Source organism: Limosilactobacillus sp. WILCCON 0051 (assembly GCF_039955095.1).
Lineage (GTDB): Bacteria > Bacillota > Bacilli > Lactobacillales > Lactobacillaceae > Limosilactobacillus > Limosilactobacillus allomucosae.
This window is the reverse complement of sequence record NZ_CP154878.1, coordinates 2305189-2331858: the sequence shown is the minus strand read 5'-3', so window position 1 is coordinate 2331858 and position 26670 is coordinate 2305189. Positions and strand designations below refer to the sequence as shown.

Annotated in this window: 29 protein-coding genes; 19 read left to right on the top strand and 10 right to left on the bottom strand. The window is 47.8% G+C overall.

The features are described 5' to 3' along the window. Positions 1-4 precede the first annotated feature (4 nt). The 3 genes from ABC765_RS10910 (at position 5) to ABC765_RS10900 (ending at position 3409) form a co-directional block, all read left to right on the top strand. On the top strand, positions 5-685 hold the full coding sequence (locus ABC765_RS10910; RefSeq protein ID WP_006500853.1) for an ABC transporter ATP-binding protein: 681 nt from the start codon (positions 5-7) through the stop codon (positions 683-685). A 158-nt stretch (positions 686-843) separates the two neighbouring features. Beyond that, on the top strand, positions 844-2826 hold the full coding sequence (locus tag ABC765_RS10905; protein ID WP_347964154.1) for an ATP-binding cassette domain-containing protein: 1983 nt from the start codon (positions 844-846) through the stop codon (positions 2824-2826). A gap of 121 nt (positions 2827-2947) precedes the next feature. Beyond that, a complete protein-coding gene (locus tag ABC765_RS10900) occupies positions 2948-3409 on the top strand; it encodes an arginine repressor (RefSeq protein WP_006500851.1) in 462 nt (153 codons plus the stop codon). Between the two features lie 32 nt (positions 3410-3441). Here ABC765_RS10900 and ABC765_RS10895 read toward each other — a convergent pair whose 3' ends face one another. After that, on the bottom strand, positions 3442-3738 hold the full coding sequence (locus tag ABC765_RS10895; RefSeq protein WP_045025473.1) for a helix-turn-helix transcriptional regulator: 297 nt from the start codon (positions 3736-3738) through the stop codon (positions 3442-3444). A gap of 192 nt (positions 3739-3930) precedes the next feature. After that, on the bottom strand, positions 3931-5931 hold the full coding sequence (locus ABC765_RS10890; RefSeq protein ID WP_347980429.1) for a LysM peptidoglycan-binding domain-containing protein: 2001 nt from the start codon (positions 5929-5931) through the stop codon (positions 3931-3933). Between the two features lie 412 nt (positions 5932-6343). Between ABC765_RS10890 and ABC765_RS10885 the strand changes: the two genes are divergently transcribed. From ABC765_RS10885 to ABC765_RS10875, 3 genes are all read left to right on the top strand, one after another. Continuing rightward, positions 6344-7573 carry an MFS transporter gene (locus ABC765_RS10885; protein ID WP_347953945.1) on the top strand — a complete coding sequence of 410 codons (1230 nt, stop codon included), beginning with the start codon at positions 6344-6346 and terminating at the stop codon, positions 7571-7573. Between the two features lie 23 nt (positions 7574-7596). Continuing rightward, positions 7597-9054, top strand: a complete 1458-nt coding sequence (gene gtfA / locus ABC765_RS10880; RefSeq protein WP_006500847.1) for a sucrose phosphorylase — start codon at positions 7597-7599, stop codon at positions 9052-9054. 146 nt (positions 9055-9200) lie between these two features. Continuing rightward, positions 9201-10151 carry a LacI family DNA-binding transcriptional regulator gene (locus tag ABC765_RS10875; RefSeq protein ID WP_347964151.1) on the top strand — a complete coding sequence of 317 codons (951 nt, stop codon included), beginning with the start codon at positions 9201-9203 and terminating at the stop codon, positions 10149-10151. Positions 10152-10264: 113 nt separating this feature from the next. Here ABC765_RS10875 and ABC765_RS10870 read toward each other — a convergent pair whose 3' ends face one another. Both ABC765_RS10870 and ABC765_RS10865 read right to left on the bottom strand, forming a co-directional pair. Further along, the gene (locus ABC765_RS10870; RefSeq protein WP_033934534.1) at positions 10265-10456 is read right to left on the bottom strand and encodes an LBP_cg2779 family protein; all 192 of its coding nucleotides are present in this window, start codon (positions 10454-10456) and stop codon (positions 10265-10267) included. A gap of 96 nt (positions 10457-10552) precedes the next feature. Next, entirely contained in the window at positions 10553-11086 is a 534-nt protein-coding gene (locus ABC765_RS10865) for a DUF308 domain-containing protein (RefSeq protein ID WP_347953943.1), read from the bottom strand. Positions 11087-11349: 263 nt separating this feature from the next. On the opposite strand from ABC765_RS10865, the gene ABC765_RS10860 reads away from it, so the two are divergent. Beyond that, entirely contained in the window at positions 11350-11973 is a 624-nt protein-coding gene (locus tag ABC765_RS10860) for an LVIS_2131 family protein (RefSeq protein ID WP_347953942.1), read from the top strand. 198 nt (positions 11974-12171) lie between these two features. Further along, complete coding sequence (efp, locus tag ABC765_RS10855; protein ID WP_006500841.1) at positions 12172-12729, top strand: elongation factor P; 558 nt, start codon at positions 12172-12174, stop codon at positions 12727-12729. An 86-nt stretch (positions 12730-12815) separates the two neighbouring features. Here efp and ABC765_RS10850 read toward each other — a convergent pair whose 3' ends face one another. Then, a complete protein-coding gene (locus ABC765_RS10850; protein ID WP_347953941.1) occupies positions 12816-13481 on the bottom strand; it encodes an NAD(P)H-hydrate epimerase in 666 nt (221 codons plus the stop codon). 100 nt (positions 13482-13581) lie between these two features. On the opposite strand from ABC765_RS10850, the gene ABC765_RS10845 reads away from it, so the two are divergent. Both ABC765_RS10845 and ABC765_RS10840 read left to right on the top strand, forming a co-directional pair. Next, complete coding sequence (locus tag ABC765_RS10845) at positions 13582-13986, top strand: hypothetical protein (protein WP_347953940.1); 405 nt, start codon at positions 13582-13584, stop codon at positions 13984-13986. Positions 13987-13996: 10 nt separating this feature from the next. Continuing rightward, a complete protein-coding gene (locus ABC765_RS10840) occupies positions 13997-14323 on the top strand; it encodes a hypothetical protein (RefSeq protein ID WP_347953939.1) in 327 nt (108 codons plus the stop codon). 60 nt (positions 14324-14383) lie between these two features. Here ABC765_RS10840 and ABC765_RS10835 read toward each other — a convergent pair whose 3' ends face one another. Beyond that, entirely contained in the window at positions 14384-14749 is a 366-nt protein-coding gene (locus ABC765_RS10835) for a DUF488 family protein (protein WP_347980428.1), read from the bottom strand. 67 nt (positions 14750-14816) lie between these two features. On the opposite strand from ABC765_RS10835, the gene ABC765_RS10830 reads away from it, so the two are divergent. From ABC765_RS10830 to ABC765_RS10805, 6 genes are all read left to right on the top strand, one after another. Further along, the gene (locus ABC765_RS10830) at positions 14817-15449 is read left to right on the top strand and encodes a DNA-3-methyladenine glycosylase (RefSeq protein ID WP_347953937.1); all 633 of its coding nucleotides are present in this window, start codon (positions 14817-14819) and stop codon (positions 15447-15449) included. Positions 15450-15454: 5 nt separating this feature from the next. Beyond that, a complete protein-coding gene (locus tag ABC765_RS10825; protein WP_347953936.1) occupies positions 15455-16615 on the top strand; it encodes an AAA family ATPase in 1161 nt (386 codons plus the stop codon). Then, positions 16616-17878 (top strand): VWA-like domain-containing protein, encoded by a 1263-nt coding sequence (locus tag ABC765_RS10820; RefSeq protein ID WP_347980427.1) that lies wholly within the window; start codon positions 16616-16618, stop codon positions 17876-17878. A 2-nt stretch (positions 17879-17880) separates the two neighbouring features. Continuing rightward, the gene (locus tag ABC765_RS10815) at positions 17881-18177 is read left to right on the top strand and encodes a hypothetical protein (protein ID WP_347953934.1); all 297 of its coding nucleotides are present in this window, start codon (positions 17881-17883) and stop codon (positions 18175-18177) included. 87 nt (positions 18178-18264) lie between these two features. Then, the gene (locus ABC765_RS10810; protein ID WP_376751297.1) at positions 18265-20166 is read left to right on the top strand and encodes a M13 family metallopeptidase; all 1902 of its coding nucleotides are present in this window, start codon (positions 18265-18267) and stop codon (positions 20164-20166) included. A 21-nt stretch (positions 20167-20187) separates the two neighbouring features. After that, positions 20188-20691 (top strand): O-acetyl-ADP-ribose deacetylase, encoded by a 504-nt coding sequence (locus ABC765_RS10805; protein WP_347953932.1) that lies wholly within the window; start codon positions 20188-20190, stop codon positions 20689-20691. Between the two features lie 327 nt (positions 20692-21018). Here ABC765_RS10805 and greA read toward each other — a convergent pair whose 3' ends face one another. Beyond that, on the bottom strand, positions 21019-21528 hold the full coding sequence (gene greA, locus ABC765_RS10800; RefSeq protein ID WP_347953931.1) for a transcription elongation factor GreA: 510 nt from the start codon (positions 21526-21528) through the stop codon (positions 21019-21021). Between the two features lie 105 nt (positions 21529-21633). Here greA and ABC765_RS10795 point away from each other — a divergent pair, with 105 nt between their 5' ends. Together ABC765_RS10795 and ABC765_RS10790 are read left to right on the top strand one after the other, a co-directional pair. Continuing rightward, complete coding sequence (locus ABC765_RS10795) at positions 21634-22704, top strand: hypothetical protein (protein ID WP_347953930.1); 1071 nt, start codon at positions 21634-21636, stop codon at positions 22702-22704. 17 nt (positions 22705-22721) lie between these two features. Further along, entirely contained in the window at positions 22722-23048 is a 327-nt protein-coding gene (locus tag ABC765_RS10790) for a hypothetical protein (RefSeq protein WP_347953929.1), read from the top strand. 142 nt (positions 23049-23190) lie between these two features. On the opposite strand, the gene ABC765_RS10785 is transcribed toward ABC765_RS10790, so the two are convergent. From ABC765_RS10785 to ABC765_RS10775, 3 genes are read right to left on the bottom strand one after another with little or no spacing between them, the layout of a single operon-like run. After that, positions 23191-23415, bottom strand: a complete 225-nt coding sequence (locus ABC765_RS10785; RefSeq protein WP_006500827.1) for a hypothetical protein — start codon at positions 23413-23415, stop codon at positions 23191-23193. A gap of 59 nt (positions 23416-23474) precedes the next feature. Further along, a complete protein-coding gene (locus ABC765_RS10780; protein ID WP_347980425.1) occupies positions 23475-24266 on the bottom strand; it encodes a tyrosine-protein phosphatase in 792 nt (263 codons plus the stop codon). A gap of 52 nt (positions 24267-24318) precedes the next feature. Further along, positions 24319-25287: an SGNH/GDSL hydrolase family protein gene (locus ABC765_RS10775; protein WP_347980424.1), complete on the bottom strand. Its 969-nt coding sequence runs from the start codon at positions 25285-25287 to the stop codon at positions 24319-24321. Positions 25288-25493: 206 nt separating this feature from the next. On the opposite strand from ABC765_RS10775, the gene ABC765_RS10770 reads away from it, so the two are divergent. Further along, positions 25494-26663 (top strand): galactokinase, encoded by a 1170-nt coding sequence (locus tag ABC765_RS10770; RefSeq protein ID WP_347980423.1) that lies wholly within the window; start codon positions 25494-25496, stop codon positions 26661-26663. The last annotated feature ends 7 nt before the right edge of the window (positions 26664-26670 follow it).

Here is a 26670-nt window from a genome sequence, read left to right as displayed (position 1 = left end):
CAGGATGACGGCAATTGAATTAAAAAACATTAACAAAGACTATGGGACGGGCATCAGCAAGGTTCAGGTGCTTTCAGACGTCAGCTTCAAGGCGCACAGTGGCGAACTAAGCTTGGTTTTAGGGCCCTCTGGATCAGGCAAGAGTACTTTTTTGACGATTGCCGGTGGTCTGCAGCGGCCAACCAGCGGGCAGGTGCTGATTGATGGTCAAGACATCAGTCGATTTTCCGAAAAGCAGCGAGACGAGATTCGCTTAAATCAAATCGGGTTTGTACTGCAGTCCTATAATCTGCTTTCCTATCTGAGCGTTGCGGATCAGTTTGCCCTGGTTGATCGTGTTCATAAAGGAAACCTTAGTCCAGATCGGCTTGAGAAACTGCTGCAGGAACTGGGGATCGATCAGCTGGTCAATAAATTTCCCGATGAGCTTTCAGGCGGACAAAATCAGCGGGTCGCCATTGCCCGTGCGCTGTATACCGATCCGGCAATTATCCTGGCTGATGAACCAACGGCTGCCTTGGACAGTGAACGGGTTAAAGTCGTAGGACGCTTGATGAAGGAAATGGCAAAGCAGTATGACAAGGCAGTGGTCGTTGTTACTCACGATTTGCGGTTAAAGGATTTTGCCGATCGCATCTATCAGATTATGGATGGCAAGATGACCGAGCAGCCGTTGAATGCTTAGATAACTGCTGATTTTATATTAAAGCGCATTATGCCGGTCAATGACTGGAGTAATGCGTTTTTGCTTTACAGGCCGACAAGAATAATTGCCCGAATAGACTGGATCTTTTACAATTTGAGAGACAGTTTTTGAAGACAGCAGAATGTAAGGAGTTTTTTATGGCATATTTGGAGCTTCATGATATCCATAAGTCATATTTCCTGGGAAAAGAAGAGTTTCCGGTTCTAAAAGGGATCAATCTTGAATTTGAACGGGGAGAATTTGTCTCAATCCTTGGAGAATCCGGGGGCGGCAAATCGACGCTGATGAACATCATTGGCGGACTGGATCGTGAATTTGATGGTGAAGTCATTGTTGATGGCCAAAAGCTGGATCATCGGCAGGAAAAACAGATGGATAACTACCGGCGGGCAACGATTGGCTATATCTACCAAGCCTATAACCTGATCGCGCATCTGACGGTTCTAGAAAACGTGCTGATTTCTTTGGATATGACGGATCTAACGGCAGAAGACCGCAAAAAGCGTGCAGTATCGCTGTTAGAAAAAGTTGGCCTGAAAGATCAGCTGCGTAAATACCCTCATCAGCTATCCGGCGGTCAAAAACAGCGCGTTGCCATTGCCCGAGCCTTGGCAAGCGATCCGCAAGTCATTATCGCTGATGAGCCGACTGGAGCCTTAGATCGGCAGAATACGCAGGAAGTATTGGAATTGCTGGACAGCATTGCTAAAGACGGCAAGCTCGTTATCGCGGTAACCCACTCTCAAGACGTTGCCAACCATGGGACACGGATCGTTCATTTGGCAGATGGCGTTATTGATGGCGATCAGCGCTTGCGGCCAGCCTATGATCTGCCGCAGGAACCCACGCAGCTTAATTCGCGTCCGTTACCGGCATTGGCCAGCTTTAAGACGGCTTTTAAGCATTTTAAATATAATTTTTGGCGCAACTCGCTGATTATGCTGGGAACGGCGATTGGTTTGTTTGCTGTGCTGCTGTTCAGTGGTCTGGGTAATGGCGTCAACGGCTACATTGAAAATCAGATCAATTCGCTGGCTAATCCACAGGTTATTACGGTTCTGCGCAATACCAACGGCAAAAAGATGAATCAGGATCAGCTGCAGGCTTCAATGCAGAACATGGCAGCCAATCCGCAGGCAATGTTTTTGAAAAATCAAGACTTGAACCGCTTGAAAAACATTGCCGACGTAGCAAAGGTTCAGCCGGGGTACTCAATTGCGGCCTATAAGATAAACTATCAAGACAAGGTGCAAAGCGGTACCAATCTTAACAGCTGGAGCAAGGCCTATACCACGAACTCAATCAAAAAAGGTCACATACCGCATGCCAATCAGATTGTTTTAAATAAGCAGCAGGCGATTCAGCTGGCAGGCGCAAAGCATTATCAGCGCTTGTTGAATCAAACCGTGACGATCACGTTTAACTGGGTCAATGCTGACGGCCAGCCAACGCAGTCAACGCGGAACGTGAAGGTAGTCGGCTTTACTTCGGGAGTTTCGGCAACCACGGCGATGAGCTATCAGACAATCAAGAGCATGCTCAATGAAAGCGGTGCGTCAACGCAGCCCAACTATGCTGCCGTCAGCGTAAAATCGCTGGACCAGGTTGATAAGACGGCGGCTAAGATCAATAATCTGCGAGATGCAAAGACCAACAAGCGAATTTTAGGCGCAATTACGGTTGGCTCGATGCTCAAGACGGTCAACACCTATGTTCAACTGGCAACAATCGTCTTGGCAGCAATTGCCGGGATCTCCTTATTGGTATCGGCTTTGATGATTATCGTAACCATGTACATGTCGGTTTCAGAACGAACCAAGGAGATCGGCGTGCTGCGGGCGTTAGGTGAACGCAAGGTGGACATCAGGCGTCTGTTTACCGCTGAATCATTGTTTATCGGCTTTTTCGCGGCAATTTTGGCTTTGGTCCTGGCGTATGGCGCGCAGCTGATCTTGAATCATGAACTGTATCATCTGATCAAGTACGATATCGTTCAGATTTCACTGGGCAACGTCTTGTTTGCTTTGGTTAGCGCCTTGCTGATTGCTTTTCTGGCGGCCTTATTGCCAGCCCGGCGCGCCGCTAGATTAAATCCGATCAAAGCTTTGGCGGCCGATTGATTGCATAATATTCAAGCACCAGCTGAAAAAAGCCGAATAAAAACGACAGACTGGCTTTTAAGTACTTTCATTTCATAGTATTATAAAACCAGTGAATTATTATGCATGTTGGAGGGGTACAATGGATCGTAAAGAAAGACGTCAATTGATTCAAGAACTGGTAACGCAGCAGCGGATCAACACGCAGCATGATTTGTTGGCAATGTTGGCTGAGCATGGCATTGATGCTACCCAAGCCACGATTTCTCGCGATATTCACGCTCTGAACATCGTCAAGGTTAGTGATCAGCATGGACATACCTACTATTCAATCCTGCATACTCATGCGGATGAATATCAGCGGCTGTTTGATGGCATCAGTCATAACGTTGAGAAGGTTACCAACGTTCAATTCATCAATGTTATTCAAACGACATTGAACTCCAATTATGCAACCGTGCTGGCTGGTCTGTTCGATAACGCGCAGCTTCCGGAAGTCGTTGGTACGCTTGCCGGCAATGATACGCTTTTGACCATCAGTAAAAATAATGAAGATGCTCAGGCAATCAATCGTTTGATTAAAGAACACATGACCGAAGACTAAAAAGCGCACTGGATTTTTTCCAGTGCGTTTTTTTATGATGATTTAACGATTTTTTCAGCATGACTGACGACATCGGCAATCAAAGTCATGACTTTAGGGTCCTGTAAATGATAAATGATGGTTTTGCCATGCCGAATCTGCTTAACCAGCCCATATTTGCGCAGCAGCTGCAGTTGATGAGAAACGGCTGACTGTTCCCAGTTTAAGGCTTTGCTGATTTCGGAAACGCTCATTGAATGCTGAATCAGCAGATACAGCAGCTGCAGTCGTTTGGGATGTCCTAAGAGCTTGAACAGACGGCTGATTTCATCCAGGTCTTCGATTTCCATTGAACGGTAATTGATCACAACACCACTTACTTTCTTGGTAACGATGTACTAAACGTTATGCTTTCAATAATAGGTCGCTGCCATTTAAATTTCAAGCAGCGCAAAACGGTGCGTCAAATGCTAAAAATGATTTTGGTAAAACAGCCAGACGGAAACTAATCCGACTGGCTGTTAAGCTTCAAATACGATGAATTACAGGCTCAGCTTCTGACCAACGAAAATGACGTTTGGATCGCTGATGCCGTTTTGCTTGGCCAGCGTCTGCCAGTTTAAGCCATTGGCCAAGGCGATGCCATAAAGCGTGTCGCCGGACTTGACCGTGTAGCTGCCGTTGCTGCTGGCTGAAGAAGCAGTCTGAGAACTGGTGGCAGTTGCCGTGGCGCTGACCTTGATTACCTGACCCACGTAAATGTCATTCGGGTTGCTGATGCTGTTGGCTGAAGCCAGTGCCTGATAGGTCGTCCCGTATTTGGCAGCGATGGCAGATAATGTGTCGCCAGCCTTGACCGTGTAGGAAGCGGCAGTCGTTACAGTACTGTTTGCTGAAGAACTGGTTGAGCTATTGGTCGAGGCATTTGAGCTGACTTTAAGAACTTGACCAACATAAATCAAGTTGGGATTGCTCAATGAATTCAGTGAAGCCAGCGTACTGCTGGAAGTACTGTAGCGAGATGCAATGGCAGACAGCGTATCGCCAGCCTTAACGGTATACGTACCGGCAGTCGTTGCAGCAGTCGACGATGATGATGATGACGAGTTGGTTGTCTGGCTGTTTTTAAGCTTCAAGACTTGACCAACATAGATCAGATTTGGATTGCTCAGCTGGTTAAGCGAAACGATCTGGTTAACCGTCGTATTATACTGGCTGGCAATGGTAGACAGCGTGTCGCCTGATTTAACGGTGTAGCTGGCAGCTGATGCTTCCGTGTTCGTCGTAGCAGAACTGGACTGGCTGGAGGAGCTGGAGTTTGAGCTGCTGCTCTGGTTGACCAGCAGGCGTTGGCCAACATAAATCAGGTTCGGATTAGAAATACTGTTCAATTGTGCCAGCGTACTGGAAGTCGTGGAGAACTTCAAGGCAATTCCAGACAGCGTGTCGCCGCTTTGAACGGTGTAGTAGCCGTTGGAGCTGTCGGCATTGCCACTGTTGGAGTAGTTGTAGTCATTCTTGTTGTTGATAACGGGCTGCTTGCCAGAAAAGGCGATGTTGTCAAGCTGAGTCAGATTGTACATCTCTACCAGCTTGATCAAAGATGAGGCATATGATGGATCGGTAGCATAGCCGTCTGCCTGCAGCTTGCGCGCTACGCTGGCATAGGACTGATCGCCCAGCAGGTTGGCGTAGCGGCTGTTGCTGTAAAGGAAGTTGCCGTGATCTTCAACGGATTCAGAGTTGTTGGCGTATTTACGGAAGTTGTCATAGATGTAGTAGCTTTGACCATTGTAGACCTCCCGCGTCTGCATCGTAACATACTGACCGTTGTAGCTGCCCTTGATCCCAAACAGGTTGTGAGCTTGCGTGGAAAGCGCTGATTGTCCCCAGCCGCTTTCCAAGATAGCCTGGGCAACGGTAACTGAAGGCAGAACGCCATACTTGGTCCAGCCATTGATGGCACCTTGCGCCACGCTTTCGATGAAGTTTTGCGACTTGGCATTGCTGCTGAAGTAAAGCGAGCTCAAGTCGACCTGATTGCTGGCAGTGTCGGTATTGGCAGCCGCTAAAGTCGTAGTTGCGGCGGCTGCTTGGCTGGAACTGGATGCAGCATCACTGGTCTGAGTGGCAGCCGCACTTTGAGCCGCATTGCTGGAACTGGCAGCGCTGACGCTGGATGCAGCAGCCGTAGCTGATTCAGCAGCGGAGCTGGCTTGAATGGCGGTGCTGGCAACGGCACTGGCAGCTGAAGCAGAACTTTCAGAAGTCGCTTGCGCACTAGTGGTACTTGCGGCACTGGCCTGGCTGGCGCTGGATGCGGCAGCGCTGGTCTGACTGGCAGAATCTTGACTGGCATCCGAGCCATTGGTACTGCCAGAGACCGTAATCTGATGAGTGGTTTGATCAGTCTGATCGGCGTGGGCAACTGAGCCGGCCGCCGTCAGCATGGTTAAAGCGGCGATGCTGGCAAAGACCCATTGCCGGCCGCTCTTGTACATCTTATAATGCTGATGCGTTTCGTCGATGATTGGATTTTTCATACGTGAGCATACTCCTTTAAAAAAACTAGCTGATCAGTGGTTAAGTCGGCTATATATTTAGAAATTATATTTTTTAATAATTCGTTAAGAATAGCAGCTAATTAAAAAGTAGCATTCACAACGGGTTACGTCAATTGATTTTTAAATGAAAACGACCAAAATCTACTATAAATTAATAGACTTTTATGCTTGAGAAATTTCTTCACTGATCGAACTATTAAACAAAGAATTACTTTTTGACTATTAAAAGTATGAAAATAAGATTTAAGAGCTGCGAAAGCGATTCAAATCTTTTTGATAAACGATTGACAAAAGAAACTAAAACAAGTTAAAATAATTCTCGATGAAATTGATAAACGTTTATCAAAATGTCTGTTGAGAACGTTAAATACAACTTTTAGGGGAAAACAACATGGACAACAAAAAGTCGATTGTGACGAAACTGGCTTTTCTGTCGGTTTCTTTCATGGTGACCAGTGCGTACGCGATTCAGGGATCGCTGCCACAGTTGAAGGCGGCTTTGCATATCACGCAAACGCAGTCTGAATACCTGGTTACCACACCATCTTTTGCCGTTATGATCTTTGTGGTACTTTCACCGCTGCTGCAGTCTTGGTTCCACATTTCTGACAAGAAGATCATCATGCTGGGGGTCTTCATCGTTGGCCTGGCTGGGCTGGTACCAATGTTTGTCAGCAACTATGGCATCGTCTTGGCATCGCGATTGGTCTTAGGGGCTGGTTATGGTCTCTATAACTCGCAGGCCATTTCAATGATCTCAGTTTGGTATGAAGGTAATGAAAGAGCTCAAATGCTGGGCTGGCGGGCAGCTGCCGAACAGATCGGTCAAGCCACGACCCTGTTTATTGCCGGCTTGCTGCTGAGCTCATTTGGCTGGCGGCAGTCATTTTTGGTCTACGCACTGGCCTTCTTGGTTCTACTTTTCTTTGCTGCCCGCGTTCCAGACGACAGCAAGGTAGAAGCAGCTGAGGAAAAGGAAGAAAAACAAGAAGCAGAATTGAAAGAAGCCGTTGAAGGCGAAGACAAGGGCAAGATCAGTCCAGTCGTCTATCTGCTCATCTTGTTTGCCTTCCTGCTGGTTGTTGACTATGTCGGCATGGAAAATCGTTTCTCTGGGGTAGCGGTCGCCATTAAGGGTGCCAGCTACACTGGATCTTCCAACTTCTTGTCGTTGATGCTGATTGGAGCAACGCTGGGTGGTTTGTTCTACGGCTCAATCAAGAAGGTCATGGGATTTGGGACGGTTTACTTTGGCCTGGTTCTGATGGCAATCTCGAACTTCCTGTTTGCCTATGGTGCCAGTCACCGCAGTTTCGTGATGCTGGTCATTGGTCTGCTTTTGATTGGGTTCCCATTACAGCTGGTCTCTCCTTTGATTTTTAACCTGCTGCCTGATCTTGCGCCTGCTAATCGGCAACCGCTGATTACCTCGATGATTCTGATCGGTTTTAACTTCGGGGCCTTCTTCTCACCAACGATTGCTGAATGGACCAACCACATTATGGGACAGCCGCAAGCTGGTTTGAGTCTGGCAGCACCATTCGTACCATACGGAATCGGCCTGCTGGTGATTGCCTTGATTATCTTTATTGCTACTCGTCGTCAAGCTAAGAAAAACTAATTTATATTTTTGGAGGATTAAACATGCCAATTAAGAACAAAGCCATGCTGATCACCTACTCTGACTCACTGGCTAAAAACATCAAGGAAACGCATGAAGTCTTGAACGAATACATCGGTTCTGCAATCGGTGGCGTTCACCTGCTGCCATTCTTCCCATCAACTGGTGACCGTGGCTTTGCACCTTATGACTACACGGTTGTTGATCCAGCTTTTGGTAACTGGGCTGACGTTGAGGCATTGGGTGAAGAATACTACCTGATGTTTGACTTCATGATCAACCACATTTCCAAGAAGTCGGTTATGTACCAAGACTTCAAGAAGAACCATGACGACTCCAAGTACAACGACTTCTTCATTCGTTGGGAAAAGTTCTGGGCAGCTGCTGGTCCAGATCGTCCTACCAAAGAAGACGTTGACTTGATCTACAAGCGTAAGGACAAGGCACCAATGCAGGAAATCAAGTTTGACGATGGTTCCGTTGAACACCTGTGGAACACGTTTGGTGAGGAACAAATCGACATCAACGTTAAAAGCAAGGTAGCCCAAGAATTCTTCAAGCAGACGCTGACTGACATGGTTAAGCACGGTGCCGACCTGATTCGTCTGGACGCCTTTGCCTACGCCGTTAAGAAGATCGGTACCAATGACTTCTTCGTTGAACCAGAAATCTGGGATCTGCTGAATGAAGTACGTGAGATCCTGGCTCCTTACAACGCAGAGATTCTGCCAGAAATTCACGAACACTACACGATTCCTGAAAAGATTTCCCAACACGGCTACTTTGTATATGACTTCGCTCTGCCAATGACGACGCTGTACACGCTGTACTCTGGCAAGACCAACCGCCTGGCTAAGTGGCTGAAGATGAGTCCAATGAAGCAGTTCACGACGCTGGACACTCATGATGGGATCGGGGTCGTTGACGCGCGTGATATCTTGACTGATGAAGAAATCGACTACGCTTCCAACGAGCTTTACAAGGTTGGTGCCAACGTTAAGCGCAAGTACTCTTCAGCTGCCTACAACAACCTGGACATCTACCAGATCAACTCAACGTACTACTCCGCATTGGGCGATGACGACCGTGCATACCTGCTGGCACGTGCCTTCCAAGTATTCGCCCCTGGTATCCCAATGGTTTACTACGTTGGTCTGCTGGCTGGCTCCAATGACCTGGAACTGTTGGAAAAGACTAAGGAAGGTCGGAACATCAACCGTCACTACTACACTAAAGAAGAAGTGGCCAAGGAAGTTCAGCGTCCAGTCGTTGCCAACCTGCTGAAGCTGCTGAGCTGGCGCAATGAATTTGCTGCCTTTGATCTGGATGGTTCAATTGACATTCAGACGCCAACCGAAACAACGATTACGATTACTCGTAAGGACAAGGAAGGCCAAAACGTAGCAGTTCTGGAAGCCGATGCAGCCAACAAGACGTTTACGATTACGGCTAATGGCGAAAAGGTCATGGAACAAAACTAATTAAAGGTCTGTTTCAGCTGATCTGCCGAATAGTTCACAAAAATCGCATGAGCTTAAAGCTGATGCGATTTTTTATTTTAAAAAATGACGAATTGTCGTAAATTGGTCTATAATAGTGTGACAATCATTTCAACGAGGTCAAGAATATGGTAGCTAAACTAAAAGATGTCGCCAAGCTGGCTGGCGTTTCAGTCACGACGGTTTCCCGCGTCATCAACAACTATGGATCGCTAAGCGAAAAAACCATTAACAAGGTGCATGAGGCAATGCGTGAGCTGAACTATCAGCCCAATGCTCTGGCGCGAGCGATGCAGGGGAAGCCATCCAAATTTATCGGCCTGATCTTCCCGAACATTATTAACCCATTCTATGCGGAATTAGTAAATGATCTGGAATATCGTCTGTTTGCTAAGGGCTATAAAACGATTATTGCCTCATCAGCCCAAAATCCAGATATTGAGCATGACTACCTGGCGATGCTGATGGCCAACCAGGTCGATGGCATTATTTCAGGCTCGCATAATCTTGGAATTGAGGAATATCAGCGAATCAAGGCCCCAATCGTATCGTTTGACCGCTATCTGGCCGACAATATTCCAATCGTGTCGGCTGACAGCTATCGTGGCGGACAGATGGCAGCTGAGTACCTGATTGCTAAAAACGTCAGTCATCCAGCAATTTTGATTGACGAGGATACCTCGGTCTCGCCAACGCTTAATCGAGTCCAGGGGGCAATTGACTGTTTTTCCGCCCACCAAATCGAGTATGTGCCGCTGGATGCCAAGAAAACGAATCTTGAAACGATATTTCCTGGGGAATATGATGGCGTGATGGCAACCAATGACGTTGATGCCTTAAAGATCATGCGTCTGGCGGTACGGGCCGGCAAACGAATCAATAAGGACTTCCACGTTACAGGGTATGATGGCTCCAAGATGATTTGCGAGCTGACGCCAGAATTGCCAACGGTTCTGCAGCCGACTGCCGAGTTGGCGGATCTGCTGATCGATACACTGATGAAACGCATCAAGAATCCAGAGGCCAAGCTGACACCTGCACCATTAGCGGTGGCTTTTCACTATCCAGAAGACAGATAAACGAAAATCGGGGCGTAATTGCTCGATTTTGGCGTTTTACGGCCGTTCAATGAAGAATTGGATGATTTATATGCAAATAAAAAACGCGCCTGCTAAGACGCGTTTTTTATTTATTAGTGCTTGGCCTGCATGAAGCGCCGCAAAAGACTGGCTTCCTCGTCAGTAGCGAGATCGCTTTGTGACTTGATATCATGCACGCGCTCAACCGACAATTGGCTGCCAAATGCGACTTGGTTGTCGGTCATTGCGTGGACCCGTTCGAATTCGATGATTTCTGCTGCAAGACTGTTGACTGGTTCGCTCATTAAAACTTTCTCCCTTCCTGGTCATCATTCATAATGACGATGGCTGCATACGTACGATATTACAATATTTATTGTAAACTTTTCTTTTCGTAGATGCTAGAAGGCTTGAACAATCTTTACGATCCCAATCACGATCAAGTAGAAAGAAATCAGCCAAACCATGGTGATTGCCGAAAGCATCGGCGAGAAGAGCAGAACTACGCCGATGATCAGTCCCAGAATGTCGAGGATGAACAAAAGCCAGTAGTAACCAACGTTTAGCTGACGGAAGAAACCGGCAATCGTTAATTCATTGGCTGAGCTGATAATGAACCAGAGCGCGAAGATGACGGCAATTACGGTCGTACCAAAGTTTTGATATACCAAAAAGACAATCCCTAAAATGATGTCTAGAATACCGGTACCGAGCAGCCAGCCGGAACGATAGCCGAGCCATTCCTGCATCTTGCTGCGGGCCCAAAGCTCATAGATCCCCAACAGCAGCAAGCCAACGCCAACTAAGATACAGAGCAGATGCAGCGATTTGTCTGGGTGCATGATTGAAACGCAGCCCAGTACTACCAGTACGATTCCCAAAATCAAACTGGCCCAGTCAAAACGCTTTTTGTATCCGTCCATTTCCATAATCATTACCCCCTTAGCGATCGGAATGCAAACACATCATGGATAATTGCAAAAATATAAAGAGACAATAACTAATCAAATGTTAACTACACTAGCCACATCACCACTTTTATGGGTGAAAGCGTTTTTATTTATACTTCTATTGTAACTTATTTTATTAATAACGGCATGAGAAATAAGGAACAATTGCCGCGATGTGTTACAATTTATGTATAGATTTTTATGTTGTCTGACGCACGAATACGGTCATTGATTTAGGAGCAAAAATTATGAATTGGAACTGGTTGGGATGGCTGCTTTGGATCGCGGCCATTGTTTTTATGATCTGGGTTACTCACTACATCCGCGTCAAGCAACTGATGCTGATTGCCAAGACGAAGCGCCGTTTTGACAAAAAATTGTTTGCACGTTATGTAGTGCTGGTTGTCTTGGCGCTTGGCTGGCTGGGCGGAATGGCATATCTGTCGTTTTTCCGGCGCGTTTCCTACGACGATACCCAAGCCGTTAAGATAACAACTGAATATGAAGCATTGCAGCTGAACAGTCAAGATAATGATTACTACTATGTGATTGCCAAACATGCTCAGGGCGGCACGCGGCCGATCGTTTCCTACACCTACTGGACGGATAATGCCAAAATGACGACTGACGCGCGGGGCACTACGATCGTTGACAGTGATCGCCTGGTTACTGGTCAGGCAGCCGGCTATCCTTGGAATATGAAAAAGCTGAAGGCCTATGACTCAAAAACGGGTCATGCTTTCGTTGCCGTAATGACGATCAAATATCGCAATACCGTCTTAAACGGGATGGGCGTTCGCTGCGGCAAGCTGGCTGATACGCATACGCTGATCAGAATTCCGGCTGCCAACATGGTTGATCAAAAAAAGTAAATAAATAAGTGGGTTTGTCAGGGCAAATCAACTGATTACATGATATAGTAAAAGGTGGATGCTAAAATTGCGACAGTGCAATGGCGAGCACACGATAAAAGGCGATGAACGACGCCTCGATCGCGAAGATTTGAACGATCAAAAGCTCACGGTAAGCGTGGCCACGTTCAGTAATTAATAAAAGGAGTACTTAGTACAATGATTCAAACGATTGATTTGAAAAAGGGCATGGTTTTTGAACGTGGCGGCAAGCTGCTGAAAGTTTTGCAAATCAACCACCACAAGCCAGGCAAGGGTAACACGTTGATGCAAATGGACATCCAAGACGTTCGGACTGGCTCCATTGTGCACACGACGATGCGTCCTTCCGAAAAGGTTGAACAAGTCAACGTGGACAAGAAGAATGCTCAATACCTGTACGATGAAGGCAACACGGCTGTCTTCATGGACATGGAAACCTACGAACAATACGAAATCAGTGATGAACAGCTGACTGAAGAAAAGAAGTACTTGGTTGAAAACATGCAAGTGCAAATGGACTTTGTTGGCAGCGAACTGGTTGGTATTGAACTGCCAACGACGGTCGTTCTGACGGTTGAACACACGGAACCAATGATCAAGGGTGCAACGATCGATGGCGGTGGCAAGCCTGCTACGATGAGCACGGGTCTGGTTGTCAACGTGCCAGCCTTCATCAAGAACGGTGACCAAATCATCGTCAACACGATGGATGGCAGCTACAAGTCACGGGCCTAACTAATAAAAAACGATTCGTCAAAACGGCGAATCGTTTTTTTTATTGGGCAAAGAAGCGCGGTTAATGATCTTGGTTGGGACTATAACTAATCCTGATTATCAGCCAGTTCATGCTCATCAATCCAATAAGTTCCCATATCATCGGCAATGACGACACGGCCGGCATGCTGAGGACCTTCGTTTTGGGTAAGCCCGATTTTGTTGAAAGCAAACGTAACGGTTAGATCGGCTTTGACCGCAATTCCCATGACCGCGCCAGTATCAGTATTGATTCCAGAAGGCATATCAACGGCGACGCAAAAAGCTTTTGCATCATTCATGGCTTTGATAACGTCGACGTAGTGTCCAGCAACCGGCCGATCAATGCCAATACCAAAGATTGCATCCACAATCAGTGAGGCCTCATCTAAAACGCTCAGGTCGCTGGTTTGCGGGATGCGATAGTATTGGCAGATATGGGCTTGAACCTGGTGCTCTTGGGAGGCATGGTCAGGATTGCCAACGTTGAGAATCGTTACGCGGGCACCGGCAATCTTCAGCAAGCGGGCGACTGCCAGACCATCGCCGCCGTTATTGCCGCTGCCGGCGACAACGACGACATGGCTTAAATAGATCGGCAGGGCATTGAGAATCTCATCGCGAACGGCCAACGCAGCTCGTTCCATCAAAACTAATGAAGGAATGCCGATGTGATTGATGGTGTAGCTGTCGCAGCGTTTCATCTGGGCTGCGGTAACGATTGGTTTTTCCATAAAAACTACCTCCAAAATTGGTTTTCTTTTAGCCTACCACTTTATTGAACCAACCTAAAAGCGGTACACTAAACATACTTAGACAAAAGAAGGTGAGCCTATGGATTTAAATGCATACCTGCCATATTTCAAAAGCATGATTGATCGTAAAATCGGCTGGACCATCAGTAATCCAGAAGATGGCATCGTACGTGTTGGCTATCCGCTGTATGACAAACCGATGCTTGAATTCACGCGCAAGTTCCGTGCCAGTGCGGAATATGATCCCCATTACCGCAAGACTTTAAAGGCTAATCGAATTAAGCCGCGCGTCGATGAAGAAACCGTTGCGCAAGTCTTGAAGTCGGATAATATTGGCTTGATTGGCGCGATGATCTCTTTAATCGTTGACTGGGAAGAAGTTGAGGAAGGAACCTGGGCTCAAGCGCTGCAGTCCGGTGAATTGTATCGTTTGACCAAGCGTTTGGCAGAACTGACCAGCCAACGTCCGCAGCCAGAAAAGTAGAGGAAATTTGATGAGCAAAAAAGATCAATATCCTGTCAGTCGCTATACGGGGCTGCCGGTTGAAGATGATGGCAATGGCGGTTATCAGCTGCATTATGATGCCAATGGTCAGATCAGGCTGCATACCTGGCGGACAGGGAAACATACCAAAGGAAGATTTCGGCGGATCGGTCAGTTGATGCTGACGGAAAACGGCTTGATGGTCATGATCGTTAAAAGCGAACCGATGGCATTCAAGGATCGTCACAGCGAGGTGCCGCTGGGACGATTCCTTTCAGCGGATGTTGATTCAGCAACGCTAGCCAAAGGACTGGCCATTTTGGATCAGCAGTCATAAGACAAGGCGCAATCGTAACGGCAACGATTGCGCCTTTTTTAGTAAACAGCGTTAAAATGGTTATAAATTCAGCTCTTGTTTGATAAGCTCGGCTAAGATGATTCCTTGGTTATGCTGCCGATCTTTTGCGCCATAAAGCAGAATCACGTTATCGGTCTGCAGATGCTTTTTGACGCTTGCCAATAAGTCTAAATAAGCAGGATTGCTGGCTAGTTCCTGCAAGTAGCGTTCCTTGAATTCGGCAAATCTAGTGGGATCATGATTGAACCATTTGCGCAGATCTTCGCTAGGGGCGGCTTCTTTAGCCCATTCATCCAAGTGGGCGTTAACTTTAGAGATGCCGCGAGGCCAGCGCCGATCGATCAGAATGCGCCAGCCATCCAGATCAGCGGGTTTATCATAGATGCGTTCCAGTTTTAATTTCAATTCCTGTCACCTCTTGGAAAAATAAATCATAAGACCATTAAAGCACTTTTAAAAAGGATGGTTTCGAATGCTTTCAGAATATCAAAAATTTTTCACGGACCGCCCCACCCCACAGATTGCCAAGGATCTTTTAGGACGGCTTTTGGTTTTCCATGGTCGCAAAGGCGATGTTGGCGGCTGGATCGTTGAAACCGAAGCCTATACCGGCGAGCAGGATTCAGCATCGCATGCTTTTGGGGGACGGCGAACTGACTATTCAGAGTCGCTTTATGGCATGCCTGGTAATCTTTATATTTATCAGATACGCTCGCATTACTGTGTCGATATTGTCGTTCAAGACCCAGAAGAGCCGCAGGGCATCTTGATTCGCGCCTTGGAGCCGGCGTTGGGCATTGAGCAGATGATTGAAAATCGCAGCCAGGATGGCTTTAACTTAACCAATGGACCGGGCAAGCTGATGCAGGCGCTTGGCGTGCAGTCGCGGTCAATGGATGGTCAGCCGATGGAGCATGCTGCGCTGCAGGTTGACTTAAGCACTGAGCGGCGGATTCCTGCAAAAATCATTGCCGGACCGCGAATAGGGGTTAATGCTCAGGGAAAGGACGCTCTAAAAAAATACCGCTTTATTGTAGCTGGTAATCCATATGTCTCAAAGATGAAGCGCCGTGATGCAGATGATTTAACGCATGGTTGGAGATGATTTGAATGTCGCTTAGTTATCAACAAATGAAGATTGCAGTACCATTGGTGATCAAGGCTGGCAATGTGCCTAGTATCGTTGGTGAGGCCGGGATCGGCAAATCGGCGCTGGTTGAAGAAATTGCCGCGTCAATGGGGGCGAAGCTTTATACGACGGTTGTCAGTCTATCGGAAAAAGGGGACCTGGCAATTCCGGTGCCACCGTTGACGGAGCGCTCGTTTGTAACCACTCAGCATTATGGCACGCTGGCTAATGTTCAGTTTGGCTATTCAGAAACGCTGGTGGCAATCGTCAAGCAGGCTGAAGCGCACCCTGACCAGCCGATTATCTGGTTTTTGGATGAGTTTAATCGTGGTACGCAGGCCGTGCAAAGCGAATTGATGAACCTGGTTCTGCAGCGACAGGTCAACTCGCTGAAATTACCGGATCAAGTACACATCGTCATTGCCGAAAATCCGGACAGTACGATGGAAAATTTTGCTGACAGCGACTATGGCGTGACGGCTGGAGATGCTGCCATTCGTGACCGGACCGTGCGCTTGGTCATGAAAGCTGCGGTTGATGACTGGCTTTTGTGGGCGCAACAGCCTCAATCAGATGGTCAGCCGCGGATTCATGAATTGGTTGCCAAATATATTCGGCTGCACCCTAATCTTTTGGCGCCAGTCGATCATGAAAAGGACCTTTATCCAACACCGCGAGCCTGGGCCCGGGTTTCTGGCAATCTGCGGCAGTTGGAACAATTGGATGAGAAAACACAGGAAACGCTGGCGGCTGATCTGTTCAGTGGTGATCTGGGATCGGAAGTCGGGGCTGCTTTTGCCAAATTTGTTGCGCAGCATGGTCAGCAGCTATCGGTTGCCGATTTGATCGACCATTCAACGCAGCTGCAGTTTGTTGCCGAAGTGGATCGATTAACAGCAGTAAGACAGTGGGTTAAGGAATTGACCAAGTATCCAATCACGCAGTACCCGGCTCAGTTTAAGAACTGTCTGTACGCGCTGAGTCCTGATGGCCGGTTTGCCGTAGTTCAGGATCTGGGGGAACAAGCAGCAGCTGCTGAACAGATTAAGGCACTTTATCAGGCTGCCAATGAAAATCCTGGCGGCGACCAAGAACAGCTGTATCGGCTCTTGGAACAGATTACAGTTGAAGCTGGTGATTAGATGACTGATTTGAATGAAACAGCAAGACAGCGCCTAACCAAGGCCGTCGTCAGTCTGTTGACAACGCAGCGGCTAAGTGGTGAGGTGCTGCTTGAGATGCCGCGGACCAGAAATCAGGATCTGGATGCGCCAATTGGCTTGGCATGGCAGCATAATCAGCTGGTCTTGGAATATAATGATCGCCAGTTGAACGAGCTGACGGCCGATCAATTAGACGTTAGACTGCAGCATGAGGTTCTGCATGCAATCTGGCAGCACCCATTACGATATGCCAGCAGTACGCATCCGCGCAGAGTGGCCTTAGCAACGGATATTGCCGTCAATCAATATTTAAAAACGCCACCCCAGGGAACCATGACGCTGGCTGACCTGGAAAAACTGCTGCAGCGGCCTTTAGCAGCGCATCGTGATTCCAGGTACTATCTGCGGATCTTGACGCATCTGACGCCGGCTGAGCAGGGACGAATCGAAAAAGCCTGGGGAAAGCTGGATGACAATGATCAAAGCGACTCGCAGCGCAGTGAAAAAAAGGCTGGCAAAGCTCAAAAAGCTGCTGCGAGTCATCAAGGCTGGCAGACGGATCAGTCGGTTGACAACCCAGACCTGCAAAAGGCACGATTAAAGGCGTTGCTGTCTAAAGCCTGGAAAAGCCTCAGTCAGAAGAATCGTGGCCTGTTACCGGGTGAGATTCAAGAAGAACTTGAGCGTTTGAGCAGCCCTGAGCCGTTAAACTGGCGTCAGCTTTTGATTCGGCTGCTGGGCAGGATCCCAAGCGGCAAACAGGATACACGCGCTAGGTTTAATCGTCGTCAGCCGCTAAGAATGGAGCTGCCGGGACAGATTGATCGCCTAAATGCTGATATCTATGCATTTGTTGATAATTCCGGTTCAATGAGCGATCAAGAAATTGCGGGTGTGTTAACCGAACTGCAGTATTTAACTGCTCAACTGAATTTGCAGGTTGAAATCATTCCTTTTGATGCCAGGGTACACAGTGAGCAGGCAACCCGTCTGCTGCCCGGAAAAAACGTGTCATACCGAAGAACTGGCGGTGGCGGGACTTGCTTTCAGGCAATTTTTGACTGGCTTCAAAAACAGCACGTCAGCCGACAGCAGGCAACGGTTGTGGTTCTAACGGATGGCTGGGGCGAAAGCGAGCTTGCAGTGCATGGCTATCGCAACGTCTTATGGCTGCTGAGTACGGAAAGCGAACTGTCGGTAAAGAGTCCGGCGATGCGCTCCGTTAAGATTGGAGGAATTTAAAGATGAACGAGTATCCGTTGCTTTCGCCAAGCTATCTAATGGCAGCGATGCGACATGATCAAACTTTCCAGCATGCAGCAGCAATGCTTCATGGTGACTGGGATCCCAATGAAGGCGGCCTGTTTCGAGAAATGCTGCAGGCAGCTGATATTGAAATGGCACGGGCACTGCAGCAGGCCGGCATGGTTAAGGGAAGATGGCAATTAGATGACTATGGACAGGTAAAAGATCTATTGGCGCTGCATGCTGAGTGGTTTTCGCCAACGGCCCGCAATGCACTGCTGGCCCCATTTGAGTAGCCAGAATCCTGCCTGGTGATTTTGTTTCACGTGGAACTTAAAAATTGTTATGATTGTTTTCATAAAAACGATGGATGGAGTGATATGATGACGATTGATTTGGCAAAGGCTAAAGATGACCTTTATGAAGCCGTTAATGGCGAATGGCTAAAAACGGCCAAGATTCCTGCAGATCGGCCGGCAACTGGCGGGTTTAACAGTTTGGTTGATGATATAGATAAAACGCTGATGAATGATTTCGATGTGTTTTTGAACAACCAAAAAAAGAGTTCGGATGCTCGCTTTAATGAGATGATCAAACTGTATGGCTTAGCCAAGGATTTTAAGCGCCGCGATCAAGAAGGTACGGCCCCATTAAAAAAGGCCCTGCAGCCAATTGAAAATCTGCAGAGCTATGCTGACTATCAAGCTCACTGGGCCGAATTGATGCTTAATGGCGTAACTTCTCCCGTAGCTTTTGATATTGATGCTGATATGAAAAACGCACAGGTCTATGCTTTGTTTGCCGGCGCCCCCAGCTTGATTCTGCCAGAAAAGAACTACTATGATCCTAAAAATCCACAAGGTCCACAATTAATGCAGCTTTGGACGGCGATGATGACCACGCTGCTGGATAAGCTGGGCTATGAAACGGCAGCAGCTCAAAAGCTGATTGAAGAGGCCAAGCGGTTTGATGCACTGCTGGTTCCTCATGTCAAGAGCGCGGAAGAATCAGCTGACTACAGCAAGATGTACAATCCACAAACACTGGCGGAATTTGCCGGTCACACTAGTCAATTGAACCTGGCCGCGGTAGTTGAAGAATTGATTGGCGCCAAGCCAAAACAGGTTATCGTAATGGAGCCGCGATATCTGGACGCGCTTGATGAGATCCTGGCTGGTCATTTTGAATGGTTCAAGAGCTGGCTTTTGGTCAATGAAATCAGTTCAATGGCTGGCCTTTTGACTGATGAGCTGCGTGAGATCAGCGGCCGCTTTAGCCGAGCACTTTCAGGAGCCAAGCAGCCTGCCGACCAGCGCAAATTTGCCTATCGCCTGGCACGTGGCACGTTTGATCAGGTAGTTGGCGACTATTACGGTAAAACTTATTTTGGACCTCAAGCCAAGGCTGACGTTCATCATATGGTTGAACAGATGGTGAAAATCTATCAGCAGCGGCTGGCCCAAAATGACTGGCTTGGCGAAAAAACGCGTGCCAAGGCAATTCTTAAGCTTGATCGGCTGGGAATTCAGGTCGGCTACCCTGATCAGATTCCAGCGCTTTATGATCAATTAAAGGTTGACGAGCAGGCTACGCTTTTGGAAAACATGATTCAATTGGGCAAAACGGCCGCCAAGGAAATGTTTAGCCGTTGGAATCAGCCGGTTGACCGCCTGCGTTGGGAAATGAGCGCCGCTACGGTTAACGCATACTATCATCCGTTTAAGAACATTATCGTTTTCCCAGCGGCGATTCTGCAGGCGCCATTCTACAGCTTAAAGCAGACCAGCAGCGAAAACTATGGCGGAATCGGCGCGGTAATCGCACACGAGATCTCGCATGCCTTTGACAATAACGGGGCTTTGTTTGATGAATATGGCAATCTGAATAATTGGTGGACGGAAGCCGATTTGGCGCACTTTAAACAACTGGCGCAAAAAATGATTGCTGAGTTTGATGGACTGCCGTTTGCTGGGCAAAAGGTAAACGGCAAGCTGACTGTTTCGGAAAATATTGCCGATGCGGGTGGCTTGAGCTGTGCTCTGGCCGCTGCCAAAGAAGAAGATGACTTTGATGCTCGGCAGTTCTTCATCAACTGGGCCCGAATCTGGCGAATGAAGGCAACCGATCAATACATGCAGCTGCTGCTTTCAATTGACGTTCACTCGCCAAACAAGCTGCGTGCCAACGTCCAGGCGCAAAACCAAGCTGAGTTCTACCAAGCCTTTAACGTTCAAGCAGGCGATGGCATGTACCTGGCTCCAGAAAAGCGGGTCAATATCTGGTAGCAGCTTTGAAAGGCGGATAAAATGGCTAAAACGATTAAAGTAGAGCGCGGTGATATTACCAAATATCAGGTTGATGCCATCGTTAATGCTGCCAACACGACACTGATGGGTGGCGGTGGTGTTGATGGTGCTATTCATCGGGCGGCTGGGCCAGCTCTCTATGCAGCCTGTGAAAAATTTCATGGCTGTCCAACGGGAGAGGCTCGGATAACGCCAGGCTTTCAGCTGCCGGCTAAGTATATCATCCATACGCCTGGGCCGATTTGGCATGGCGGTGAGCATGGTGAGGCTGATCTATTGAAAAACTCATACCGCAATAGTCTGCAGCTGGCTGAGCACTATCATTGCCAAACGGTCGCCTTTCCGTCAATCAGCACGGGCGTCTATGGATTTCCCGTTGAGCAGGCGGCAGTCATTGCGATTAAAACGATTCGTGAATTTCTGGCAGCCAGCCGCTGGGTTCAAGAAGTCATTATGGTGGCTTTTGATCCTAAAACTGAGGCTGCCTATCAAAAAGCACTTTAAAAAGACCCCTGGTTGGACAAGCCAGGGGTCTTTTTAAACAGAGTAGAAATCAGATGGTGTAAGTTAGGCAGACTGAATCTGAGCGGACAATTCAGACTCAGTTTGCCACTTATCCACAAGATATTGTGGATAAGTGGTGATATCTGTGGAAAACCCACAATATCTTGTGCTGCCAACCTGCAACGTCATTTAGTATAACGGTATCAAAATCAATTCGCAAGCAGCAAGAATTCAAATTGATCAAGCGACCAGCCCAATTCAAGCCATCGTTTAAACCTTTATGACGATTGAAGAATTTTTGGATTTGGTCAATCTGGCTGGTTTGACTTAACCGACTTCATCTTGATTTACCCTGACGGAAACGACTTTAACCTGATATTCTCCCTGTGGCGCGGCAACCAAGGCAGAATCTCCCGCACTGAGCCCGGTAATCGCTTTGCCCAGTGGCGAGTCAAATGCCAGTTTGCCTTGCAGAATATCGGCTTCCTGCCGACCAACCAGCGTATAGGTCTCAGTTTCATCGTCATCGTCATACTGCAGCTCAACCGTGGACCCCATGCCAACTTTACCGGTATCCTGCGGTGTGATGATTTTGGCATAGGTCAGCTGTTTGTTCAGATAGCGCAGTCGGCTTTCCAAATGTCTTAGATCCCGTTTGGCAGTACTGTATTCAGTATTTTCGGAAAGATCGCCTAAAGCCCGAGCAGCCTTGAGCCGTGCAATCTTTTCAGGCCGCTGTTTCTTGAGGGCCTCAATCTGGTCTTCGATTTGCCGGTAGCCGGCTGCCGTCATTTCTTGATAATAAAAGTTAGGGACTTTGATTTTTTTGGATGGCATTTAAATTCCTCCAATTTTATAGATCGTAAGCGAACGTGTGTACTAAGTAATTATGTTATGATAGTTATTGAAATTCAAGTTGAAGCAACAGGAGTGAAATATTTAATGGAGTATCAACAGAATCAAGCCCACGTACAAGCATTCTTAGTCGACGCGGCGTTTGATCGGTTGTCAAAAAATCAGCAGGAACATGCACAAAAAATCTTGCAGCAGGTCAATCAATTGATGGCAGATCGTCATCAGCTTGATGATTGTCACTGGACTGGCGCGGCATTGGCAGCCGTTTTGGATCACGAGCTCTATCAGGATGGGCAGGCACCATATCGTCAGGTGATTTCGACTATTCCAGTTTTAAAGGCCTATCAAAAGTTTTTAAAAGTTGAGCATGTCAAAGAGCTGGCTCAGGTAATGGATGAGCACCGCAAGACCATGCAGGCAAACTGGAAAGCAGCTGCCGACCAACCAGCTGCTGGAAAGGCACCGCGAGAATGGACGCCAGCAAGCTACCTGGCCTGGCAAAAAACAATGGTCGCTGTGGCCCCTAAAGCTGCCCTGCTTAAAAATATCGAGGGCCTTGATGAAACTGATGAGCAGTACCTGATCGATGAGTTTTTGACTCTGATGAACCAAGAAGCGCACCAGTGGCCTGATGGCTGGACTTTTGAGGCACTGCAGCAGGTGCTGGGGATGACGATGCCATTGGACCCGCACATCAAGCCATACCAAATCGTCAAGATCGTAGCTTTGTTTGATGCCTTTTTTGACTACCTGCATCAGCAAGGCGATCTTAACGATGATCAATATGCCATCGCCAAGCGGACGCTGTTGCACATGCAGCCAGCCCAAGAAGCACTGGCCTCGCTTGATCGCAAGGATCGTTTGACGCAGCTGGTATTGTCACTGGCTCAGGCAGAGGGCGTTGACATTAATGATCGTGAAACTGCGCAAAAATGGATGGCAACCCATCGGACGCTTTTGACCAGTTTTGTCGGGACGATCATGCATCCATGGCGTGACTATGATGCTCGTGAACAAAACAATGAGATGGCCAAGCGCGTTGCCGAAAAAAGAACGGCTTCCCAAACGCCAGCGGCTAAAACTGTTAAGGGCAAAAAGCACCCGCCAGTTGGCATTTCATTTCGGAATCGTCGGCAGAAAAGTCGTCGCAAACACTAGAAACCGAGGGGATTTTTATGAGTATTCAAATTCCAGAAAATATGGAAGAAGTTGCAATGAAGATCGCACAGTATCAAGTTCATGGCCAGCATTTGGAAATGGATGACGTCATTAAGGATGCCGTGCGTGATACCTTGCAGGAATTTATGGACGAAGCCTTGGAAGGTCATTATGACGACGTTGCCTGGGCAGGCGAAGATCTAGTGGTAACCGATATCATGGGTGAAAAAGTTGGCTCAGCCTCACCGGTTCATGCCAGCTTTATTGAAGATTTTAAGGCTGATGCCGATGAATTGGTGCTGCGCTTAGAACAACAGGCAGCGCAGATTGTCGGTGGTCGCTAAGCTGCTGCAGTCGTTCATATCTTGACAAGGCCTTAAATAGTGACGAGGGACCTCGCTAAGCAGCAGGGCGCTCATTATTAATCATGACTATTCAATAAAAAACGTCGAATCAGCTGCTTGCTGACTCGGCGTTTTTATTTGACTAAAGATGCTCTTTGACGTCATAAGGCTGGGCTTTGGCGTGATCGGCCGGCAAGGCGTCCTTGGCATAAAAGATGGCGTATTCTTCATCATCGGGACCTTTAGCGATGACCAGGTCGTCGATTTTGCGCTCTTTTTTAAAAATCTGTCCCTTGCGTACGGCTTCATTGTAGTCATGAATATTGGCAATCGAGTCGCCGGGATTAAAGAAGATTCTTGTCTCCATATTGACACCTCCATCAGCGTTAGCTTCCAGAAAACGCTTGCTTTTGGTTTATTATACCATTAGTCGCGGTATTTATGACGCAATGCCTGCAGATCAGAATCAGAAAGCTGCATGACTTCTTTAAGATACTGGTCAACAGTGCCGCTGATTTTTTGAATGGCATCCTGGGCCGTCTGCAGGTATTCCCGCTTAACGCTGGCCATATCAAGCGAATTTTGGATGTAGTTTGACGAAAAATGAGCAGCCGTCAGTTTCTGCTTGATGTCTTGCTGAACGTCTTTAACGAGCTCGTTGGTCAGCAGGTAGTCTTTGATGATGACATCAGGCTGCACCTTTAAGGCATTTAACAGCAGGTAGGCGCCAATACCGGTCCGATCCTTGCCGGCAGTACAGTGAAACAGAACGGGACGATCAGCCGGCGCGCTTAGCAGCTGCTGGAAAAAGTCGCGGTAGGCCTGTTGTGGACCAGGCTCAGCGACCATCTCATGATAGACGGTGCGCATATGCTGGCGGCCACGGGTCGGATCAGCATTCAATTCATCGCTAAAAGATGAGATTGACTGCGAGGCTCTGGTTTCGTCGGTTGAAAAGATAGGATTGGCGATGTATTCAGTGGCACCTGGGACTTGGTCTGGCTCTTTTTTGGTTTCGCGTGGTGAGCGCAGATCAATATCTTTAGCCAGCTTCATATCAGAAAAGTATTGCAGATCCTGACTGGTCAAGCGGTGCAGACTGCCAGAACGCAGCAGCCGGCGCCACTTGATGGTATGGCCGTCAAGCGTTGGATAGCCGCCAAGATCGCGATAGTTATAACCGCCGCTGATTGGCAGCCGACGAGTAGGAATTGGCATGAAAATCTCTCCTTTGTTTGGCTTGGCAGAAGCGTACTGAAGTGACCAGATATTATTGCTGGTCTTGGTTCAGCAGCTCTGCCAAAACCGGCGTTAAATGCTGGGCAATCTGTAAAGAGCCCTGCTGATCGGGGTGCAGGCCGTCAGTAAATGACTGACACCAGTTCTTGGTAGGAACGAATTCAGTATGACATTCCAAAGCGGTTTCTTCAATAATATCGGCATAGGTCTGAGCAAAAGGCACCATTAAGGCCAGTGGAACGTTTGGATAGACGGTCTTTACCTGTTTGACAAATGCCAAGTAGGCTTTTTGAAACTGCTGTCTGGCAAAACGTCGATCATTGACGCCCAGATTGATCAAAACCATATCGGGCATGACGCTGGGGTGCCATGGCGTTTGGGCGTCTAGATGGCTTAAGAACTGGGCTGCCGGGGGGACGTTGCCTACTGCGGATCTTAAAACGCCGCCTGCTGAATAGGCAATCCGATCGACATCGATTCCCAAGGCGTCGCTAACAAGACCGATATAGCAGCTTTCCGGGCGATAGTCGGTGCTGGGGCGCCTGCCATTTACCCAACAGCCAGCTGTAATTGAATCGCCAATGACGGTTACGCGTTTTTGTGGCTTAGGCGGGGTCATGACGGCTTGATCAGCAATCGAAATCGCGGCCACAGCCAGACCCTGGTTGCCAAGCCAGACATCATCAAGGTCGTTATTGCCAGCCGTGATGATCTCAACTTCAGCATCATCAGGCAGCGGCAGCTCAAAAGAAGCATTGCGGGTTGACCAGCGCTGCCAATTTCCATGATTGACTCGCACAGCCCAGTATTGTGGCGGCATTTGCGGATTGCCGTTATCTAAAGTCTCGATTCTCAGAACTGGACTGGCTTGCAGATGAAATTTGATCAGACTGCCAAGATTGGTCGTGTATAAGACGTTTTTTCCATGCAGCTGTTTAATGGTCCAGCGACCGAGCAGCAGAGTTTTTGTTTTTAACTGATCGGGGAGAATTTTTTTCATGAACGGCCATCCTTTCTCAGATTCTTTTGTTAAGTAAAATTTATTTTAGCATAAAAAATGGCGCAAACAGTTGCTAAATAAGGATTGTTAAAAAACCTACAAATCCCTTAAAAATAATAATGAAAGCGCTTATTGACAAATTGGCAAGGTGGGCGTAAGCTAATATTTAGTAAAAGTTTACTAACCGTTTATGGAGGTAGCTAGAGATGGATAAGCAAGAATTACTGAAAGAATATCAAGATGTTTTTAAGGGTGAAGCTAAGGATGTCTTCTTCTCACCTGGTCGAATCAATGTAATTGGCGAACACACTGATTACAATGGCGGTCATGTTTTCCCATGTGCCATCAGTCTGGGCACGTTTGGCGTCTATGGTCCGCGTGATGATGACAAGGTTCAGCTCTACTCAGCCAACATGGAAGGCAGTACGGTCGTTGAATTCAGCATCAATGACGAAAAGCCAGAAACGGATGCTGACAAGACCTGGACCAACTACTTCAAGGGGATGCTGGTCTACTTAAAGCAGGCTGGCTACCAGATCGACCATGGCTTCAATCTGCTGGTACACGGCAATCTGCCATATGGCGCGGGCCTTTCTTCATCAGCTTCCATTGAACTTTTGATGGGTAATCTGCTGAAGGATGAATTCAATCTGGACATTGACGAAATCTCGCTGGTTAAGCTTGGTCAAAAGACGGAAAATGATTTTGTCGGCCTGAACTCCGGAATTATGGACCAATTTGCCGTTGGGATGGGTAAAAAAGACAACGCCATCTTCTTGGACTGCAGTACTTTGGAATATCAATACCTGCCATTGAAGCTGGGCGACTACGAAATCGTGATCATGAGTACCAACAAGAAGCACTCGCTGGCTGGCTCCAAGTATAACGAACGCGTTGAACAATGTGAAGAAGCCGTTAAGCGTCTGAACCAAAAGCTGAATATCCAGAAGCTGGGCGAACTGGACGAAAACACGTTTGACGAATACTCCTATTTGATCAATGACGATGTTTTGATTCGCCGTGCTCGTCATGCGGTTGCCGAAAATCAACGGACGCTGCGGGCGATTGAAGCTATGAAGGCAGGCGACCTTGAAAAACTGGGCCGTCTGATCAACGCTTCTCACGTTTCGCTGCACTTTGACTACGAGGTAACTGGCAAGGAACTGGACACGCTGGCAGAAACGGCATGGGAACAACCAGGCTGCCTGGGTGCGCGGATGGTCGGCGGCGGTTTTGCCGGCAGCGCCATTGCAATCGTTAAAAAGGACCAAGCCGATGCATTTAAGGAAAACGTCGGCAAGGTCTATCGGGAAACGATTGGCTACGATGCCAGCTTCTATGATGCCGAAATCGTTGATGGTCCCCACAAGATCTAGTATTAAG